Raw genomic sequence first — 18,481 nt, forward strand, 5'->3', positions numbered from 1 at the left:
GCAAGGACGTGGGTACGAGAAAGAAGGCCGGGCCTGCGAAAGCGGGCCCGTTTTTTTTCGCCGATGTAAGGTTGCGGGCCCAAGCAGAGATTGAACATGAACAACAAGAGCAGGCTCGCCGCATTCCTCCTCGCCTGCGCATCGGCGATGGCCGCCTCCGCCCAGGAGTGGCCGACGAAGCCGGTGCGCGTGATCGTTCCCGCGCCAGCCGGCAGTTCGCTCGACCTGATCGCGCGCACGCTGGCCGACCGGCTGCGCCCGATGTGGAAGCAGCCCATCGTCATCGAGACCCGGGCCGGTGGGGGCGGCCTGATCGGCATGGACGCCGTGGCCAAGGCGCCGGGCGACGGCCACACGCTGGGCATCGGCTTCAACGGGCCGATTGCCTTCGGCCCCTACATGTACAGCCGCATGCCGTATGCGCCCGCGCGCGACCTGCTGCCGATCGTGCTCACGACCTCGCAGCCCAACGTGCTGGCGGTGCAGGCCGGCAACCCGGCCAATACCCTGCCGGAGTTCGTGGCGTGGGCCAGGAAGCAGGGCCACCAGTTCAGCTATGCGTCGGTGGGCGCGGGGAGTTCTTCGCATCTGACGATGGAGCTGTTGCGCAGCGTTGCCGGCCTCGAGGCGGTGCACGTGCCCTATGCCGGGTCGCCGCCCGCGGGCCTCTCGGTGGCGGCGGGCGACACGCAGGCGCTGTTCACCGTGGCGCCCGCGCTGCTGCCGCTCATCCAGGGCAAGCGCATCAAGCTGCTCGCGGTCACGAGCGCGAAGCGCTCCGAGCTCATGAAGGACTTGCCCACGGTTGCGGAGTCGGGCTATCCGGGCTTCGAATCGCTGGCCTGGAACGGCCTGTTCACCGCAAGCGGTACGCCGCCCGAGGTGGTCCGCCGCATCAACGCCGATGTGAACACCGTGCTGCAGGAGCCTGCCGTGCGCGAACTGCTGGCCAACCAGGGCCTGGTGGCGGGCGGCGGCTCCGCCGAGGAGTTCAGCTCATTCATCGACAGCGAGGGCCGCAAGTGGGGCGCGATCATCGCCAAGCGCGGCATCCGGCTCGACCAATGAGTGGGCCCATGTAATCTGAAATCCAGATCAATTGATCCGAATTTTCGATTTTACGGATGACGGCGGCCTGCCTAAAGTCCGCCTCGATGAATGCCAATGCACCGCCCCCACTGCTGATCGGCTGCGCGGCCGGCTTTTCCGGCGACCGCACCGATGCGGCCGGGCCGGTGGTCGACACGCTGATTGCGCGGCTCGCCAGCGGCCCGGCCGGCCAGCGCGCGTTCCTGATCTTCGAAACGCTGGCTGAGCGTACGCTCGCGCTCGCCCAGCTGCGCCGCCGCGACAACCCCGAGGCGGGCTACGAGCCCTTGCTCGACGCCATGCTGCGGCCCGTGCTGGCGCGCTGCCTGGCGCACGGCATCCGCATCGTGAGCAACTTCGGCGCAGCCAACCCGCGCGCCGCAGCCCGCCACATTGCCCGCATGGCGCGCGAGCTCGGCGCCGACGCACCGCGCATCGCGGTGGTGGAGGGTGACGACCTTTCCGGCCCCGCGCACCGCGCGCTGTTGCATGAGGCGCTCGGCGCGCAGATGGAGGGCCTGCGCATCGTCAGCGCCAATGCCTACATCGGCGCCGAGCCGATTGCCGCCGCGCTCGACGCCGGCGCGCAGATCGTGGTGTGCGGCCGCGTGGCCGATCCTTCTCTCGCAGTCGGTCCCGCCATGTCGCACTTCGGCTGGCGCGCCGACGACTGGCACCGGCTGGGCCGCGCCACCATGGCGGGGCACTTGCTCGAATGCGGCGCGCAGGTGTGCGGCGGCTACTTCGCGGACCCGGGCTACAAGGATGTGCCGGGCCTCGACGCAGTGGGCTTCCCGATTGCCGAGATCGATGCCGAGGGCCACTGCAGCATCGGCAAGGCCGACGGCACCGGCGGGCTCGTGAGCGAAGCCACCGTGAAGGAGCAGCTGCTGTACGAGGTGCACGACCCGAGCGCCTACCTGACGCCCGACGTGGTTGCCGACATCGCCGAAGCCGAGGTGAAGCCGCTGCCGGGCGCGCCCGACCGCGTGGCGCTCTCGGGCGTGCGCGGCCACGCGCGGCCGAGCCACTACAAGGTCAACGTCTGCCATGAAGGCGGCTGGCTCGCCGAGGGCGAAATCTCCTATGCGGGGCCGCGCGCCGAGGCGCGTGCCCGGCTCGCGGCCGAGGTGCTGCGCAAGCGGCTCGAGGGGCTCGCGCTGCGCGTGGACCTGATCGGCGCGCTGAGCATCCTGGGCGACGATGCGGGCCGCATGCTCGCGGACACGCCCGACACCGGCCTGCGCGACGTGCGCCTGCGCGTGGCGGCCACGCATGCGGAGCGCGCGCAGGCCGAGCGCCTGGCGCGCGAGGTCATGGCGCTCTACACCTGCGGACCCGCGGGCGGCGGCGGCGTGCGCACGGCGCTCACGCCGCGGCTCAACACCTTGTCCTGCCTGCTGCCGCGAGAAGCGGTGCCGGTGCGCTTCGAACTGCTCGGCGCGGAGGCCCTGGCATGAACACATCGACTGACGACATGATCGAAGTGCCGCTCTATCGCGCGGCCCACGGCCGCACCGGCGACAAGGGCGACCGCTCCAACATCAGCGTGATTGCCTGGCACGCGGACCTCTACCCCTTGCTGGCCGAGCAGCTCACGCCCGAGCGCGTGTCGATGCAGTTCCGCCATCGCACACCGGCACGGGTGCAGCGTTTCCTGCTGCCCCGGCTGCATGCGATGAACTTCGTGCTCGACGCGGTGCTCGACGGCGGCGTCAACGATGCGCTGAACCTCGATGCGCATGGCAAGGCGTTGTCGTTCCTGCTGCTCGACATGCCCATCCGCGTGCCGCGCGCGCTTGCGCCGATGCTGGCGGGGCCGTAGCAGCAGCCAGCTTCCCTTTTTTCCCTTACCCATCCATCCATCCGGAGACAAAACAATGAAACGACGTTCCCTGACCCTCTCGGCCGCCGCGCTGGCCCTGGTGCCGCTGCTGGGCCATGCGCAGCAACAGGCCTTTCCGGAAAAGCCCATCACCTTCGTCGTGCCCTTTGCGGCCGGCACCGCCACCGACCAGATCGCGCGTGCGCTGGGCAACAGCATCACGGCCGAAACGAAGCAGCCGGTGGTGATCGACAACAAGGCCGGCGCGAGCGGCTTCATTGCCTCGCAGCAGGCGGCCAAGGCCGCGGCCGATGGCTACACCGTGCTGATCACCACCAACACCACGCATGCCGCCAACGAGCACCTGTTCAAGAAGCTGCCCTACGACCCGGTGAAAGACTATGCGCCCATCACCGCGCTGGGCAAGGGCGGGCAGATCATGGTGGTGAATCCGTCGTTCCCCGCCAGGAGCGTGGCCGAGTTCGTGGCGCTCGCGAAGAAGGAGCCGGGCAAGTACAGCTTCGGCAGCGGAAGTTCGTCCAGCCGCATGGCGGGCGAGCTGCTGCAGCAGATGGCCGACATCAAGCTGCTGCACGTGCCCTACAAGAGCAACACGCTGGCCGTCACCGACCTGCTGGGCGGTCAGATCCACATGATGATCACCGACGCGGCCACCGGCCTGCCGCAGGTCAAGGGCGGCAAGCTGCGCGCGCTGGGCGTTTCGAGCGCGGCGCGTTCGCCGCTCGCACCTGACGTGCCGACCATTTCGGAGGCCGGCGTGAAGGGCTACGAGATGGGCTACTGGTTCGCGGCCTATGCGCCAGCGAAGACGCCGCCGGCCGTGGTCAAGCGGCTCAACGAGTTGCTGGTGAAGGCCGCGAAGAGCGAGTCCGCGAAGACGGCTTTCTACGAACCCACCGGCACCGAGGTGTTCACCACCTCGCCCGAAGAGCTCGCGAAGTTCCAGACGGCCGAGTCGCAGAAGTGGGGCCGCATCGTGAAGGCCGCCGGCATCGAAGCCGAGTAGGGCGCGCGCCGGCCGTAGCGGGGATCGGCACCGCGCAGACACCACAACGAAGGAGACAAACCATGAAACGCTGGAGCCTGTTGGCTGCCACGGTGGCTTCGGCCGCCTTTTTTCTGAGCGCATGCGGCGGGAGTGGTGGCGGAGGAGGCGGTGGCTTCGTGCTGCCGCCGCCGGTCGCAACCACGCCCCCGCCGGCGACCGCCGAAGCACCGAAGTTCAAGCTCGCGATCTCGAAGACCGAGGACGTGGCCGGCACCTTCGGCAGCGCCGGTGCCTACGAGAAGATCACCGGCACCTTCACCGGCGAGGTCGATCCGAAGGACCCGCGCAACGCCATCATCCAGGACCTGTCGCTCGCGCCGCGCAATGCCAACGGCAAGGTCGAGTACAGCTCCGACTTCGTGCTCTTCAAGCCCAAGGACATGGGCAAGGCCAACGGCGTGCTGCGCTACGACGCGCCGAACCGCGGCAACATCGTCAACCTCGATCCGTACTTCGCCTCGCGCGGCTACGTGTTCCTCACGGCCGCGTGGCAGGGCGACGTGCCGGCCGCGGTGGGCAAGCTCACGCTCCAGGTGCCCGTGGCCCGCAATGCGGACGGCAGCAGCATCACCGGCACCTACCGCGCCGAGCTGCTGCCCACCGCGGCCACCAACGATTCGCTGCCGCTGCCCGGCGGCCCGTTCAACGCCGCCATGCAGGCCTATGCGACCGCGAGCCTGGACAACACCCGGCCCGGCTACGTGCTCACGCGGCGCATCAACGAAGCCGATGCGCGCCAGCTCATTCCCGCAAGCGACTGGAAATTCGCCAAGTGCAGCGCCGCCGCGCCGTTTCCCGGCACGCCCGACGAGACGAACGTGTGCCTCAGGGACAAATGGGACCCGGCCTACATGTACGAGCTGGTCTATGTCGCAAAGGACCCGAAAGTCATGGGCCTGGGCCTCGCGGCGGTGCGCGACATGATCGCCTTCTTCCACCGTGAGGCGAGCGATGCCGCGGGCACCGCCAACCCGGTGGCTGCCGCCATCAGGAACACCATTGCCTCGGGCGTTTCGCAGTGCGGCAATTTCATGAAGACCTTCGTGCACCTCGGCTTCAACCAGGACCTCGCGGGACGCAAGGTGTTCGACGGCGTGTTCGCGCAGATTGCGGCGCGGCAGACCAACATCAACATGCGCTTCGCGATTCCGGGCGGCGGCGGGGGCGTGCGCACCGACCACACGGCCTTCGGCCAGGCCGGCACGCGCGGCCTCTCGAAGGACTACGTGGACGACGTGGCGCAGCGCCGCGGCGGCATCCTGTCGCGCTGCGAGGCGAGCGGCACCTGTCCCAAGCTCTTCATCGGCTTCAGCGGCACGGAGTTCTATGTGCTGCAGGGCTCGCCGCTGCTGACCGATGCCTGGGGCACGGCCGACCTCGTGCAGCCGGACAACGCGCGCATCTACTACTACGCGAGCACGCACCACCTGCTGGGCCTGCCCTCGCTGCCGGCCGCGAGCGCAGGGGCGCTCTACGCCACCAATGCCAACGCCGGCGTGGTGCCGGTGGTGCGCGCGCTCTACCAGAACCTGGAGGACTGGGTCGTTAAGGGCACCACGCCGCCCGACAGCCAGGTGCCGAAGCTGGCCGACGCCACGCTGGTGCGGCCGCAGCAGCTGAAGTTTCCGGCCATTCCGGGTGCGAACTACACGGGCCTGGTCAACACCTATTCGCTGCTCGACTGGGGGCCGAACTACCGACCGCAGGACGAGAGCGGCATTGCCACGCAGGTGCCGCCCGCGTACCTCGGCCGCGACTACGCCATCCTGGTGCCGCAGGTGGATGCGGACGGCAATGACATCGCAGGCATCCGCAGCCTGGACGTGGCGGTGCCCGTGGGCACCAACACCGGCTGGAACTACACCGGCAAGCCGGGCACCATCGACCTGGCGGGGCTCTTCGGCGCGTACTTCCCGTTCGTGAAGACGGCCGCGCAGCGCACGGGAACGACCGATCCGCGGCTCTCGCTGCAAGAGCGCTACACCGACCAGGCCGGCTATGTGGCGGCCGTGACGGCCGCGGCCAACGACCTGGTGGCGAGGCGCTTCATGCTGCGCGTCGATGCCGACGCGGCGATTTCGAACGCAGCTGCAAACCCCGTGCTGCCCTAGTCGGCGACGTGCGCCGCAAACCCCGAGCGGTCCGGCGCGACGTCGGGCCGCAGGGTGAGCGCGGGAATCTCGTAGTCGCCTGCGTTCTGCGCGCGGAACGGAATCGGGGCCGTCGTCCACAGTGCGTCGAGCCGGTGGCCGAGGTCTTCGGTGATCCGCGCATAGGCCGCGTCGTCGACCTTGCCGGTGCGGTGGATCACGAAGGGCGGCAGCACCTCGAAGCCCGGGTAGTAGAGGATGCCGTGGTGGATGGGAAAGAGCAGGTCGTCCATCGGCCCGTTGATGCCGCGCGGGCTGTAGTGCGGCGCCCAGCCGCCGGTGGTTACCACCAGCATCGCGCGCTTGCCGGCCATCACCCCCTGGCCGAAGCGGTCGCCCCAGTGGGTGTCGGAATGCTCGCCTACGCCGTAGGCAAAGCCATAGGCGTAGACGCGGTCGACCCAGCCCTTGAGGATGGCCGGCATCGTGTACCACCACAGCGGAAACTGGAAGATCACGGCGTCGGCCCACAGCAGCTTGGCCTGCTCGGCGGCGACTTCCTCGCGCTGGGTGCCGGTCTCGAAGGCGCGCAGCGAATCGGCGATGGGATCGAAGGGCGCGCCGGGCTCGAGGTGCGCGAAGTCGTCGGCGGCCAGCGTCGCCTTCCACTGCATGGCGTACAGGTCGGACACCTGCACCTCGTGCCCGGACTGCACGAGGCGCTCCACCATGAATTGCTTCAGCGATCCGTTGAGGGAGCGGACTTCGGGGTGGGCATGGACAAGAAGAATTTTCACGGCTGCATGGTTCGTCGGATGAAGATGCATGCAGGTTAGGAGTTGCCAAGCTATATTGGAAATGAATATTCAAGATTCCAGGAATAGCGGTGGACAATTTCAAGAGGCTCGACCTCAACCTCCTCCTCACGCTCGACGTGCTGCTGGCCGAGCGCAACGTGACGCGCGCGGCCGAGCGCCTGAATCTGTCGCAGCCTTCGGTGAGCGTGCAGCTCGCCAAGCTGCGCGAGGTGTTCGACGATCCGCTGCTGGTGCCCGCGCAGCGCGGCATGCGGCCCACCGCGCGCGCCGACGAACTGCGCGAGCCGCTGCGCGAAGCGCTGGAGTCATTGGGCCGCGCAGTGGCGCCTACGAAACCTTTCGACCCCGCCGAGGCGACCACCACCTGGCGCGTGGCCGCGGCCGACTACGCCGAGTCGGCGATCCTGCTGCCGGCGCTCGCCGGACTGCGCGCGGCCGCGCCGAGCACCCGGCTGGCCGTGGTGGAGGCGGTGCCATCGCGCATGGCGCGGCAACTGGAGCAGGGGGAAATCGACCTGTTCTTCCACACCAGCGTGGGCGCACCGCCCGGGCTGCACCGGCGGGTGCTGTTCAACGAGCGCTACGTGCTGGCCGGGCGGACGGGGCATCCGCGGCTGAAGCGCCGGCCCACACTCGCGCAGTTCTGCGCACTGGAGCATGTGGTGGTGTCGCCTGGCGGCGGCGGCTTCGTCGGGCCCACGGACGAGGCGCTGGCGGAAAAAGGCCTGGCGCGGCGCGTGGCGCTGTCGGTGCCGCACTTCCTTTTCATGATGTCGGTGCTGGCCGGCACCGACATGGTCGCGATGCTGCCCGAGCGGCTGACGCGCGGCGCGCCGGGGTTGCGCGTGGTGGAGGCGCCGCTGGAGGTGCCGGGCTATGAGATGGCGATGCTGTGGCACGAGCGGCGGCACCGGGACCCGGCGCACCGGTGGCTGCGGGAACGGATTGCCGCAAGCCTGTAGGCGCCTTGCTACTTCTCCCGAGCCCTGAAGGCGCTCTTCATCTCCTGCACCGTCGAGAAGACATCGGGCCGCTCGGCGGAGCAGGCAAGCTGCGGGACGGTCTTCGTTTGCGGCGAGCCGTTGTCGTCCACCGCCCCGCCGAGGTGATAGGAGATCCGAGGCAACTGGCCGAATGTGTCGACCGGGTAGGGCGAAGGTGCCGGCTCGAGATGCGGGATGAACCTCTCCAGAATCGGTCCGGCGAGCCCGGGCCGGGCGAGATGCCAGCGGCGGCTGTGCTGCCCCTGCTTCGCGAACACATGGGCGAGGTGCTTCTTGACCGTGTTGACGCTGATGCCGAGTTGCTCGGCGATCTGCTTGTTGGACAAGTCCCGGTGCATCAGCGACAGCACCTCGTCCTCTCGCGCTGTCAGCCGGACTGCAGGCGGTGTCGAACCCGTCGCCGGACGCCCGCCGACGACCGCCAATCGCAGCACGGAAAGATAGAGTGCCTGCAATACCGGCCCCGGAAAGCCCAGGGTGCCTGCCAGCACGGCATCGAGCGATTGCGCGAACTGCTCAGCGTTTGCTCCCCATTCGACGCAGCCGCGCGCCTGGATTCGGATCGCCGCATCCAGCCCCTTCGTCGAGGGCTGCTCCCAGCCAAGAAGCCAGTCGGTGGCTGGAAAGTGGCGGCGCAGATCGTCCAGTTTGCCGACTCCTTCCGGGGAAAGAAGCCCGATGTCCACCAGCAGCAGACGAGGCGCCTGCTGGCGACAGCAGGCTTCCAGGTCGCAGATGCTGTTCATCTCCGCCTGCTCGACCCGGTACGTCCGCTCGGGCCGGTGCCTCGACGCCAACAGGCCCGGTCCGAACAGCGTCGATGCGCGGCTCGGGCAGCGTGCAATCAGAACTGAAACGCGAGTTTCGAGCGCACGCGGCGAAACAGATGGGCTCTCCACGCGAGCGGGATGAAGACATTTCGATGTGCGCAGCGCGGTCGGCGCGAATGGCGACGGCGGGCGAGAGTCTTGCGTTGACGGCCGCGGCTCTGCGTTCCACGCAGAGCCCAGCCCCGCAGACGAGCGTGGGACCTGTTCCATGTTTTCCCCCGCGGTGCCTGTTGAGTGCACCCTTGAATTAATGATAAAGGTTTACATGGTTGTCCGGAATGATTCCTGGCCGTCGCAAGGTATCGAGATGTATGCCGGGTCAAGGCGCGACGGCCGGCGCGGCGCGTCATCCTATGGGTGACAACTTTCGAACTATGGACAGTGCGCGGGCCCGCGGTTCAGCATCGTCTCTCCTTTGCTGATACGTGAGCCTGGTCCATTGCCAGCGAACGCAGCCCATTTCGAGTTGCGCGGTTCTCCGTCGGCCGAATTTCCTAACCCGAGGAGCGTTTATGTCTGTGCTGATCACGACGGCCATTTCGACCGTCACCCTGGACGAATCCGCCGGTTTGCAGAACCCTGTCGCTACCCCCGCACCTGCGGAAGATGCTAACGACAATGACATTCTCGCAAGTTCGCTGCCGACCGTTTTCAGCAGCCGCCTGACCACCCTGGGTGCGGGGGCCCCGACCAAAGCTGCCTTGAGTGGCTATACCGGGAGCAACACCGGCGCCAACGCATTCACGTTCACCGCATCCGGCACAGTCACCGATGTCTCATTCACGGGCGCGACCGGCGCTCCGCTCAATGGCCTGGACAGCGGTCTCAATACCGCCGATGGTGAAGACATCTTCCTGTTCACCGACACGACCAACAACAACATCGTCTTGGGGAAGACCAGCGCCGGTGTCATCGTGTTCGCCGCCTACCTGGAGGAAACGGGAACCCCGGTGTCGGGCGCCAAGATCTGGATGGTCCAGTATGAAGCGATATCGAACCCCGATCCGACCAATCCCGACGATGCAGTCAACCTGTTGAACAAGGTCTTCGTCAGCGTCAGCCAGGACACGGAGTTCAATCTCGAAGGCGCGCCGTCTGGCCAGAACCTGTTCCTGATGTTCACGAAGGACAACCCGACGATCGTGGACGGCCGGATTTCCGAGGTGACGATCATCGCGACGGGAAAGGACCCGGCAAATCAGTCCGGGCCCAATCCCAACATCACCAGCGACGACATCAACATCAACACCGGTGACACGATCAACACCAGCCAGGCCGGCGGGCCGACCACGTTCGGCACCAACAGCCAGATGATCACCGAGCAGGAGGGCATCCGCTTTACGTTCGTGACCGGCGCCAGGGCGGACGTCACCATTCCGAACCTGGACCAGAACGAGGCCGATCTGGAGTCGAACATCGACTTCACCGGCATGTTCGGAGCGAGGACTGCCGATTTTGACGTTGTGCAGTTGCAAAGCGGAAAGACTGCCCAGGTCAAGGTCACCGCATACAGCACGGCGGTCGAGTCCGGCAACAGCTTCATCGATGGCTATGCGGGCGACACGGTGGTTTCGATCACGAGCGTGCGCGTGCTCGACTCCGTGACCGGAGCGGTTCTTGAAAGCTTTTCGGGCGGCGCCGAGGGCGGCGCGAGTTCGACTATCGCCATATCCATCACTGGCGGCGTCGCGATGATCACCGGCGTCAAGGCCGGCTACTCGATCGAATACACGACGTCGGCGGACCACAACCGCGTACTCGTCGAAAACGGGGCGACCCTCGATGCCACGGGCAACACCCACGCGGACTTCGACATCGGGGGGTTCAGGCTGCTGCAGGTTTCCGCCGCAACGGCAGAGGTCGGCTCGATGATGTTTTTCGAGGACGACGGGCCGAGCATCGTGGTGGCCGACACGGCACCCCCCGACGCGTTGACGGTGGACGAGACCCTCCTGGCCACCAACGCTTCGGCCAGCTTCGCCGACAACTTCTCCAGCACACCGAGCTATGGCGCGGACGGCGCAGGCACGGTCACCAGCGCCTACGCGCTGAGCTTGAAGACCAGCGGCGCGGACTCCGGGCTGGTTGACGTGGCCACGGGCAACAGCGTGTTCCTGTTCCTCAACGCCTCGGGCGTCGTCGAGGGGCGCCAGGGCACGGACGCCACGGCTGCCGCCACGGGCGATGTCGTCTTCACGGTGAGCGTCAGTGCTGCGGGCCTCGCCACGCTCGACCAGCAGCGTGCGATCGTGCACCCGGACACCACCAATCCGGACGATTCGAAGACACTCGCCGCGGCCGACCTGATCGTGCTGACGCGCACCGACACCATCACCGACCAGGACGGCGACCAGAGCACGGGTTCCGACTTCATCAACATCGGCCAGGCCTTGAACTTCGAGGACGACGGTCCGAGCATCGTGGTGGCCGACACGGCGCCCCCCGACGCGTTGACGGTGGACGAGACCCTTCTGGCCACCAACGCTTCGGCCAGCTTCGCCGACAACTTCTCCAGCACGCCGAACTACGGCGCGGATGGCGCGGGCACGGTCACCAGTGCCTACGCGCTGAGCGTCAAGAGTGCGGGCGTCGCCTCGGGCCTGGTCGACACCCTGACCAATCAAAGCGTGGTGCTGACCGTCAACGCAGGCGTTGTGGAAGGGCGCACCTCCATCAGTGGCGCGCTGGTCTTCACCGTCAGCGTGGATGCTGCGGGCACGGTCACGCTCGACCAGTTGCGTGCGATCGTGCACCCGGACACCACCAATCCGGACGATTCGAAGACACTTGCCGCGGCCGACCTGATCGTGCTGACGCGCACCGACACCATCACCGACCAGGACGGAGACCAGAGCACGGGTTCCGACTTCATCAACATCGGCCAGGCCTTGAACTTCGAGGATGACGGGCCGAGCATCGTGGTGGCCGACACGGCACCCCCCGACGCGTTGACGGTGGACGAGACCCTCCTGGCCACCAACGCTTCGGCCAGCTTCGCCGACAACTTCTCCAGCACACCGAGCTATGGCGCGGACGGCGCAGGCACGGTCACCAGCGCCTACGCGCTGAGCTTGAAGACCAGCGGCGCGGACTCCGGGCTGGTTGACGTGGCCACGGGCAACAGCGTGTTCCTGTTCCTCAACGCCTCGGGCGTCGTCGAGGGGCGCCAGGGCACGGACGCCACGGCTGCCGCCACGGGCGATGTCGTCTTCACGGTGAGCGTCAGTGCTGCGGGCCTCGTCACGCTCGACCAGCAGCGTGCGATCGTGCACCCGGACACCACCAATCCGGACGATTCGAAGACGCTCGCCGCGGCCGACCTGATCGTGCTGACGCGCACCGACACCATCACCGACCAGGACGGCGACCAGAGCACGGGTTCCGACTTCATCAACATCGGCCAGGCCTTGAACTTCGAGGATGACGGTCCGAGCATCGTGGTGGCCGACACGGCGCCCCCCGACGCGTTGACGGTGGACGAGACCCTTCTGGCCACCAACGCTTCGGCCAGCTTCGCCGACAACTTCTCCAGCACGCCGAACTACGGCGCGGATGGCGCGGGCACGGTCACCAGTGCCTACGCGCTGAGCGTCAAGAGTGCGGGCGTCGCCTCGGGCCTGGTCGACACCCTGACCAATCAAAGCGTGGTGCTGACCGTCAACGCAGGCGTTGTGGAAGGGCGCACCTCCATCAGTGGCGCGCTGGTCTTCACCGTCAGCGTGGATGCTGCGGGCACGGTCACGCTCGACCAGTTGCGTGCGATCGTGCACCCGGACACCACCAATCCGGACGATTCGAAGACACTTGCCGCGGCCGACCTGATCGTGCTGACGCGCACCGACACCATCACCGACCAGGACGGCGACCAGAGCACGGGTTTCGACTTCATCAACATCGGCCAGGCCTTGAACTTCGAGGACGACGGTCCGAGCATCGTGGTGGCCGACACGGCGCCCCCCGACGCGTTGACGGTGGACGAGACCCTTCTGGCCACCAACGCTTCGGCCAGCTTCGCCGACAACTTCTCCAGCACGCCGAACTACGGCGCGGATGGCGCGGGCACGGTCACCAGTGCCTACGCGCTGAGCGTCAAGAGTGCGGGCGTCGCCTCGGGCCTGGTCGACACCCTGACCAATCAAAGCGTGGTGCTGACCGTCAACGCAGGCGTTGTGGAAGGGCGCACCTCCATCAGTGGCGCGCTGGTCTTCACCGTCAGCGTGGATGCTGCGGGCCTCGTCACGCTCGACCAGCAGCGTGCGATCGTGCACCCGGACACCACCAATCCGGACGATTCGAAGACACTCGCCGCGGCCGACCTGATCGTGCTGACGCGCACCGACACCATCACCGACCAGGACGGCGACCAGAGCACGGGTTCCGACTTCATCAACATCGGCCAGGCCTTGAACTTCGAGGACGACGGTCCGAGCATCGTTGCCCGCTCCGATCTCATTTACTCGAACACCAGCAACCCATCGCCCGGCGGCACTGGCGCCTTCGACTACGAGATCGGCGCCGACGCGCGGTTGAGCTACAGCTCCTCCAGCTCCGACTTTTCAGCGATCACGTTGACCGGCACGGTGGGCAGTGCGGCGATCACCAGCCCGACGGTGACCTGGTCCTCCGAGACTTCGACTGGCGCCTCGTTCGCTGTCAGCTTCAGCTACAAGCCGGATCCGAGTTCAGCGAACACCACCAGCGCAACCGGAACGCTGAGCTTCGACAAGGTGAACGGCACCTATTCACTCGCGTTGACTGCGCCCATCGCGGGCTTCAGCACCGTCTCGACCGGTCAGGCCCTGGGTTTTACCGGCTACACGCAGGGCACACAGACGGTCGATCAGACGCAGCCCGACGTGTCGGTGGCTCAGCTGAGCAGCAACTTCTTCGTGCAGTTCACCGGATACAGCGAGCCGGGTGGCGGCACCGGTGCCAACAACATTCAGGCGATCGGTCCGGTGGACCCGTTGGGCACGGCCGACGGAACCGCCTATGTGAACGGCGAGTTGTTCAAGCAGGCAGGGACGTGGGTGAGCGTGTCCAATCTGGCCAACGGCGTTGCGGGCGACACGATCCAGAAGGGAGAGGTTCTGGACCTCGATTTCTTCGCCGCGAACCCGTTCGGCATCACGACCACGACGCCGACAACGCAGGCCGCCGGCATGTTCCTCAAGTTCGACGGCATCGGCAGCGAGGATTTGGTTGTCGTGCTCAAACTGGTTGATCCGGACGACAACTCTCGCATCACGAAGGCCATCATCATCGACAACGCCGACATCATCAAGTTCGGCGGCACCATCCCGGCCCCGTACAGCATCACGCTCGACAACAACGATGGCGCGGTCATCATCGAGTCGAACGACTTCAACACCGGCTCTGAAAACTACGTCATCGAAGGTGCGCAACTGCTGGTGTCGACAGAAGGCGTGACGGGCACGGCCATCAACCTCAATCCGGTGACTGGAGCCGGTGGCGGCAGCACCACGTTCCAGGAATTTTCCGGAACACCTGGTACCGCCAACCCCGAAGCGGCCACGACCGACAACGATGTCATCAAGATCTCGGACATCGGGTTCGTCACTCTCAACAGCGGCCAACTCGACGCCAGCCTGCAATTCTCGTTGGCGGTCAAGGATGCCGATGGCGACGCAACCGCGACGCAGGTGCTGGATGTCAGCATCGTCGGTGGCACCACCTTCACCGGCGGTGCGGATGACGAAGCGATCCAGGGCAGCGCCGGCAACGACACGCTCAACGGTGGCGCCGGCAACGACACGCTGACCGGCGGGCTGGGCAAGGACACGCTCACGGGGGGCGATGGCAACGATGTGTATGACTTCAATGCCGTTGCCGAGAGCCCGGCAGGTGCGAACAAGGACGTGATCTCCGGATTCACGAGCGGTGCGGACAAGATCGACCTGTCGGGCGTCGATGCCATTCCGGGCAACGGGGACGATGCGTTCAGCTACCTCGGCGATGGCGCGTTCACCGGCGTGGCCGGACAGCTGAGGTTCGACGTCGCAACCAACACGCTTCAGGCAGACGTCGACGGCAACGGCGTCGCCGACTTTGAAGTGCAGTTGGTGGGTGTCGTGGTGCCGCCGCCGCTCGGCGACATCATCGTGTAGGCCAGGGCATCGGGTTGGGACGAGGCGGCCATGCTGGCCGGCCTCGTCCAGGCTCATCGATGTCGAACGAGCGAGGCGGCATGAAAGCTCAGGAAAAGTCCGACGGACTGCGGCACGCGGTGACAGCGCTCAACGCCTACTTCGTGCGGGCGGCCTGGTTCAGTGTGTGCTCCGGCCTTCTCTTGCTGGCTCCGAGCGCGTACATGCTCGAGGTGTATGGGCGGGTCTTGAGCAGCCGCAGTACGCTCACGCTGGCCATGCTGACGTTGCTGGTCCTGGCCGCCTACTGCCTGATGGAAGTGCTCGACTGGGCGCGTGCCGAAGTGATGTACCGGGCCGGGCAGAAGCTCGATCAGAAGCTGCGAGACCGCGTGTTCGCCGCCATCTTCGAAGCCGGTCTCAAGCGCTTGCCGGGCGGGACCGTGCAGCCGCTCAACGACCTTCGCACCTTGCGGGAATTCCTGTACTCACCGCCGCTGCTGGCGCTGATGGAAGCGCCGGTTGCGCTGGTCTTCATGGGGCTCATGTTCGCCATCAGCCCCGTGCTGGGCTGGTCGGCCGTGGTGGGCTCGCTGCTGCAGGTGTTCGTGGGCTGGCTCAACGACCGGAACACGCGGCCGCCGCTGGTGTCGGCCAATCGATGCGCGATCGAAGCGCAGCAGTATGCGGATGCGGCGCTGCGAAATTCTCAGGTGATCGAGTCGATGGGCATGCTGCGGGACGTCCATCGCCGCTGGATGGGCAAGCGGCGCGATTTCCTGCAGCGCGAGGCCTTGGCCTCGGACAACGCCGGGGCCTACCAGGCCGTCAGCAAGTTCATGCAGGTCGCCATGGGTTCCCTGTTGCTCGGCCTGGGTGCCTGGCTGCTGCTGAAGAACCAGCTCAACGGCAACGCCGGAATGATGGTGGTCGGCTCGATCCTGGGCGGCCGGGCCTTGGCGCCGCTGGTGCTGCTGGTGGCGCAATGGCGCATGGTGGTCCACGCGGGCGATGCATGGCAGCGGCTGGGCAGCCTGTTGAGCGCCATCGCGCCGCGGCCGCAGACGATGCCCTTGCCGCCGCCCAAAGGCGCGCTGCAAGTCGAAAGCCTTGTTGCAGGCGCTCCAGGCGCAGGCTCGGCCATCCTGAAGAACGTGGCCTTCAGCCTGTTGCCCGGAGAGGTGCTTGCCGTCGTGGGGCCCTCTGCCGCGGGAAAGACGACCCTGGCACGCCTCATCGTCGGACTTTGGCCGGCGGCGAGCGGCAAGGTGCGGCTGGACGGCGCGGATGTGTTCGCGTGGGACAAGGCCGAGCTCGGCCCGCACATCGGCTATCTGCCCCAGGACGTGGAGTTGCTCGAAGGCACCCTGGCCGAAAACATTGCGCGCTTTGGAGAGGTGCGGCCTTCGAAGGTCAAGGAGGCCGCGCTGGCCGTCGACCTGCATGCCTGCATCACGAGCCTTCCGCTGGGCTACGACAGCCCCGTCGGGCCCGAAGGCATGGTGCTGTCGGGCGGGCAGCGACAGCGGGTTGCATTGGCGCGCGCTCTTTACGGCGAGCCCGCGCTGGTGGTGCTCGACGAACCGAATTCGAGCCTCGACGATGCCGGTGACGCCGCGTTGACGGCCGCCATTCTGAAACTCAAGGCGCGCGGCACCACGTTCGTCGTCATGACGCACCGCACCAGCGTGCTGGCCGTGGCCGACAAGATGCTGGTGCTGTGCGATGGCGCGATGCAGGGGTTCGGCGCACGCGACGAAGTATTGGCCGCGCTGCGGCAAGCCGGTGAGCAGGCGATGGACCGCGTGCGCAAGGCGGCAAACCAGCCGGTGTCGAGACGGCGCGATGCCGAAAACGCCGCGAGTGCCGCGCCAGAGGCGAGCCCACAGCCATGAACAAAGCCTCGTTCTTCAACCGCAGCGAATTGGCGCGCGCTCTTTGGGGGTTCCGAAGGGAGTTCCTGCTGGTCGGCTCGCTGAGCTTCCTGGCCAACCTGCTCATGCTCGCGCCGACGCTCTACATGCTGCAGATATTCGACCGCGTGCTGTCCAGCCAAAGCGAACTGACCTTGCTCGCGCTGTCCTTGATCACGCTGCTCCTCTTCGCGGCGCTGGCCTTGTCGGAATGGCTGCGCTCGCGCCTGCTGGTGCGGGCCAGCCTGCGTTTCGACCGGCAGCTGAGCACCCGGGTGTTCAACGGAAGCTTCCAGGCCTATCTCGGCCAGTCGGCGTCCAACAAGTCCAGGCCCTTCGCAGACCTCAACCAGATCCGCCAGTTTCTCACCGGTCCGGGCGTCTTCGCGCTCTTCGATGCGCCCTGGACGCCGATCTACATCGCGGTGATCTTCTTTCTTCATCCCTGGCTCGGCGTCCTGGCGCTGGGGTTCGCCCTGGTCCAGGCCGCACTGGCCTGGTTCGGACAGAAGAAGACCGTCGCGCCATCGGAAGCGGTCCTGAAGGCCACGGGCGAGACGATGGGCGACCTGCAGGGCAAACTTCGAAACGTCGAGGTGCTCGAATCGATGGGCATGGTCGCCAATCTGCAAAAGCGCTGGAATCGCCAGCATGCGGCCTCCATGGACGAGGGCGCCTTGGCGCAGGGCTTCATCAACCGCATTGCCGGCTGGAGCAAATTCATACGCTACAGCCAACAGTCGCTCACCTTGGGGGCGGGTGCGTTGCTGGTGATCAATGGCCAGTTGTCGCCCGGCGCCATGATTGCGGCGAACGTGCTGATGAGCCGCGCGCTGGCGCCGATCGACCAGCTGGTCGGCACGTGGCGTGGCTTTGTCTCTTGCCGCAGCGCATTCCAGCGCCTCGAAAGACTGCTGGACGAATTCCCCGAGCAGGACCGTGTCCCTTCCCGGGCCGGACCGACCGGCACCATCGGCTTGCAAGCTGTCTCTGCAGGGGCGGCGGGGCGAGCGACACCGATCCTCAAGAATATTTCGTTTGCGGTGCCCGCAGGAACCGTGGTGGCGGTGCTGGGCCCGTCGGGCTCGGGCAAGTCGACGCTGGCAAAGGTGATGGTGGGCATCTGGAGCGCATCTTCCGGCTCGGTGCTGCTCGACGGGGTGCCGATCGGTGGCTGGAATCGTCAGGAGCTGGGGCCGCATATCGGCTATCTGCCGCAGGACGTGGAGTTGTTCGGCGGCACCATTGCCGAAAACATCGCGCGGCTCGGCGAGACCGACTCGCGCAAGGTGATCGAGGCCGCAAGCAGCGCCGGCATGCACGAGACGATCCTGCGTTTCCCCAAAGGCTACGACACCCCCATCGGCGACGCAGGCAGCCTGCTTTCCGGCGGGCAGAGGCAGCGCATCGGACTGGCGCGTGCGATCTATGGCGACCCTTCGCTCATTGTCCTGGATGAGCCGAATGCCAACCTCGACGACGCCGGGGAGGCCGCACTGGTGTGCGCCATACGGCAGTTGAAGGCCAAGGGAAAAACGGTGTTCCTGGTGACGCACCGCCAAGGCGCGGTTTCCGTGGCCGACCGCCTCATGGTCCTGAGCGATGGCGTACTGGCCGCGGACGGGCCGCGCGATGCCGTGCTCGCGTCTTTTCGTCGCCCGCAGCCTGCGGTGCGAACGGCGGCCCTGGTGGTGCAGTCGGCCTGAGCCGGCGCCTTCCTCCAGTCATCGATTCAT

At 66.7% G+C, this 18,481-nt stretch carries 11 protein-coding genes; 9 read left to right on the top strand and 2 right to left on the bottom strand.

The window, feature by feature from the left end; all coding sequences use genetic code 11:
* Positions 1 to 96 precede the first annotated feature (96 nt).
* The 5 genes from VAPA_RS10645 (at position 97) to VAPA_RS10665 (ending at position 6,094) form a co-directional block, all read left to right on the top strand.
* On the top strand, positions 97 to 1,068 hold the full coding sequence (locus VAPA_RS10645) for a Bug family tripartite tricarboxylate transporter substrate binding protein (RefSeq protein WP_021006777.1): 972 nt from the start codon (positions 97 to 99) through the stop codon (positions 1,066 to 1,068).
* 86 nt (positions 1,069 to 1,154) lie between these two features.
* The gene (locus tag VAPA_RS10650; RefSeq protein ID WP_021006778.1) at positions 1,155 to 2,549 is read left to right on the top strand and encodes an acyclic terpene utilization AtuA family protein; all 1,395 of its coding nucleotides are present in this window, start codon (positions 1,155 to 1,157) and stop codon (positions 2,547 to 2,549) included.
* The gene (locus tag VAPA_RS10655; RefSeq protein WP_021006779.1) at positions 2,546 to 2,914 is read left to right on the top strand and encodes an AtuA-related protein; all 369 of its coding nucleotides are present in this window, start codon (positions 2,546 to 2,548) and stop codon (positions 2,912 to 2,914) included. Before VAPA_RS10650 ends, VAPA_RS10655 begins: the two co-directional genes overlap by 4 nt.
* A gap of 55 nt (positions 2,915 to 2,969) precedes the next feature.
* Positions 2,970 to 3,941 carry a Bug family tripartite tricarboxylate transporter substrate binding protein gene (locus VAPA_RS10660; RefSeq protein WP_021006780.1) on the top strand — a complete coding sequence of 324 codons (972 nt, stop codon included), beginning with the start codon at positions 2,970 to 2,972 and terminating at the stop codon, positions 3,939 to 3,941.
* A gap of 62 nt (positions 3,942 to 4,003) precedes the next feature.
* Positions 4,004 to 6,094 (top strand): alpha/beta hydrolase domain-containing protein, encoded by a 2,091-nt coding sequence (locus VAPA_RS10665; protein ID WP_021006781.1) that lies wholly within the window; start codon positions 4,004 to 4,006, stop codon positions 6,092 to 6,094.
* Here VAPA_RS10665 and VAPA_RS10670 read toward each other — a convergent pair.
* A complete protein-coding gene (locus tag VAPA_RS10670; protein WP_021006782.1) occupies positions 6,091 to 6,870 on the bottom strand; it encodes an NAD(P)H-dependent oxidoreductase in 780 nt (259 codons plus the stop codon). The genes VAPA_RS10665 and VAPA_RS10670 overlap by 4 nt on opposite strands.
* A gap of 89 nt (positions 6,871 to 6,959) precedes the next feature.
* Between VAPA_RS10670 and VAPA_RS10675 the strand changes: the two genes are divergently transcribed.
* Positions 6,960 to 7,853, top strand: coding sequence for a LysR family transcriptional regulator (locus VAPA_RS10675; RefSeq protein ID WP_021006783.1), 894 nt, complete (start codon positions 6,960 to 6,962; stop codon positions 7,851 to 7,853).
* A gap of 8 nt (positions 7,854 to 7,861) precedes the next feature.
* On the opposite strand, the gene VAPA_RS10680 is transcribed toward VAPA_RS10675, so the two are convergent.
* The gene (locus tag VAPA_RS10680; RefSeq protein WP_196232555.1) at positions 7,862 to 8,641 is read right to left on the bottom strand and encodes a response regulator transcription factor; all 780 of its coding nucleotides are present in this window, start codon (positions 8,639 to 8,641) and stop codon (positions 7,862 to 7,864) included.
* Positions 8,642 to 9,237: 596 nt separating this feature from the next.
* Between VAPA_RS10680 and VAPA_RS35410 the strand changes: the two genes are divergently transcribed.
* From VAPA_RS35410 to VAPA_RS10695, 3 genes are all read left to right on the top strand, one after another.
* Positions 9,238 to 14,853 (top strand): DUF5801 repeats-in-toxin domain-containing protein, encoded by a 5,616-nt coding sequence (locus VAPA_RS35410; protein WP_021006785.1) that lies wholly within the window; start codon positions 9,238 to 9,240, stop codon positions 14,851 to 14,853.
* 80 nt (positions 14,854 to 14,933) lie between these two features.
* A complete protein-coding gene (locus tag VAPA_RS10690) occupies positions 14,934 to 16,727 on the top strand; it encodes a type I secretion system permease/ATPase (protein WP_021006786.1) in 1,794 nt (597 codons plus the stop codon).
* Entirely contained in the window at positions 16,724 to 18,451 is a 1,728-nt protein-coding gene (locus VAPA_RS10695; RefSeq protein ID WP_021006787.1) for a type I secretion system permease/ATPase, read from the top strand. Before VAPA_RS10690 ends, VAPA_RS10695 begins: the two co-directional genes overlap by 4 nt.
* The last annotated feature ends 30 nt before the right edge of the window (positions 18,452 to 18,481 follow it).

The sequence above is a fragment of the Variovorax paradoxus B4 genome (genome assembly GCF_000463015.1).
Lineage (GTDB): Bacteria > Pseudomonadota > Gammaproteobacteria > Burkholderiales > Burkholderiaceae_C > Variovorax > Variovorax paradoxus_E.